The organism is Proteus vulgaris, from assembly GCF_016239305.1.
Taxonomy (GTDB): Bacteria; Pseudomonadota; Gammaproteobacteria; order Enterobacterales; family Enterobacteriaceae; genus Proteus; species Proteus vulgaris_C.
In genome coordinates this window covers 1-2,026 of sequence record NZ_JAEHOQ010000054.1, presented here as the reverse complement: position 1 = coordinate 2,026, position 2,026 = coordinate 1, and the positions used below count along the sequence as shown (strand labels likewise).

General features: G+C 31.0%; 2 protein-coding genes. Both read right to left on the bottom strand.

Annotated elements, in window-relative coordinates; genetic code table 11:
- Positions 1-107 precede the first annotated feature (107 nt).
- Positions 108-320: a cold shock domain-containing protein gene (gene cspE, locus JEP40_RS18900; protein WP_193014255.1), complete on the bottom strand. Its 213-nt coding sequence runs from the start codon at positions 318-320 to the stop codon at positions 108-110.
- 426 nt (positions 321-746) lie between these two features.
- Complete coding sequence (locus tag JEP40_RS18895; protein WP_420094347.1) at positions 747-1,571, bottom strand: alpha/beta fold hydrolase; 825 nt, start codon at positions 1,569-1,571, stop codon at positions 747-749.
- Between the last annotated feature and the right edge of the window lie 455 nt (positions 1,572-2,026).

Sequence of the window (2,026 nt, the reverse complement as noted above, 5' to 3'; positions counted from 1 at the left end):
TAATAAGACTTTTTAATACAAAAAAACCTCACCGAAGTGAGGTTTTCATTGGTCTTATCAGTATTAATACTGCATTAAGCAATATGTACTGCAATAATGACTCAATATTACAGGCCGATTACGTTCGCCGCTGCTGGACCTTTAGCGCCATTTTCGATAGAAAATGAAACTTCTTGGCCTTCTTTCAGAGATTTGAAGCTTTCGCTTTGGATTGCTGAAAAGTGTACGAATACATCTTTGCTGCCATCTTTAGGAGTGATAAAACCGAAGCCTTTATCATCGTTAAACCATTTTACTGTACCAGTCATTGTATTAGACATAAGATTTCCTTTAATTAATTATTTTGCCATAAGGCATTGTTTGCGGTTTGATTTCGGATTTTACTTATGGTCACTATTTGAAGGAATTCGCAACGAAGAGGTATCAGGGATAACGCTAAACGGTGAACTACTTAAAACTGCACTAACATAAATAGGTCTGTACTTCCAAACCAGTGGCGCTATTAAGTCATATAATTCGGTTTATAGCAAATTATTTTCAAATTTATTTTTAAAAAAATGCTAAAACGAAAACTTAGAAAATAATTATAATATAAGAATAATTATCCACCCAATCTAACGCCATATTTATATTTAAATTTTTCAATAGAATTGAAGTAAATAGATAAAATCTAACTTAAAACAGTAGATACTGTTATTTTTTAATAATAAGCAATATCTACTCTATCAGTAATATAGTACTTAGTTTTAGTCAACTAATGCTAATAAAATATCTTCGGTTTTTGTCCACAGAAGTGATCCACCTTCTTCTGGCCATAAATGTCGTTGCACATTAGGAAAACGTTGAAACAATAATGCCCCAAAATCAGGAGAATGAACGGTGCTTGTATCTTTCATACCATACCATAATGTTGTTGGTGTTTTTATGTCTTCGGGTGAAAAGCCCCATGGTTGCATAGCGATAAGAAGATCTTGAGCATATCCCTCATTACCTTGTTTAAAAGCTTCTGCCATGCATTCTTGATAAACAGAAAAAAAATCTGCCGATTGATAAACAGCTAAATCAACATCTGCACTATAATTTAAGATAAAATTCATTAACCAATTAGCTGATATATTTTGCTTAATCCAAGAGGCTAAGACATCAGGAGCATTCACAGCCTGCTGTTGCATATTAGCGACCTCTTCTATGAGTTGGTTTCGTGTATCAGGATAATCAAATTGATCTTGTCCTGCGACAATAACTAGTTTGTCTATATGATAATAAAAACAAAGTGCCATAGCGAATACAGCCCCTTGAGAAAATCCCACTACATTAAGATTTTTAATATTAAGATGTTCGAGTAAAAATATAATATCTTGAGAAAAGGATTTTAACGTTTTATGAGGGTCGAACGTTGAATCACCTAGTCCTGGACGAGTTGGGCTAATTAAACGGATATTGAGCTTATTTAAATATTCAACATCCACACCTAATACACCACTCATACCTGCACCAGTACAAAATAATACCGGTTTACCTTGTTCTGGCCCAGACTCATACCACGTTAAAATTCTATTATCAGGCAACACTACATTATATTTTCTTGAGTTTTTAACTTTTATTAGATTTATTCACTTATTAATTTTTTGATACCATAATGCCCACTATATTAAATAGCCATATATTATTTTCTAAATTTAACTTTTAAAAACTAATATGAGACTAGCTAAGGATAAGATTTCATATAAACTCACAATAAATTTGTTGGTGGTATTAAAAATAAAAAAACGAATATTCTTTATGCTATTTTCAAACAGTATAACTAAAATTTCCCCATTCGTTAAGAACCTATTAATACTGTTATTACCGTTTAAGTCACAATATCATGATACAATTAAATTAAATTTATTTATTTATTTATTTATTAGACTAAAAACGCTTCCCTCATCATCACAATCAATGTGTTGGTTATTACGTTGATTTAATTCAAAGCACTTTCTTTATTATTGATTATTTATTAATACAAAAGAAAGTAGTATATTTT

Coding starts and splice junctions, on each gene's coding strand:
- cspE (WP_193014255.1), bottom strand. CDS start 320: ATGTCTAATACAATGACTGGTACAGTAAAATGGTTTAACGATGATAAA.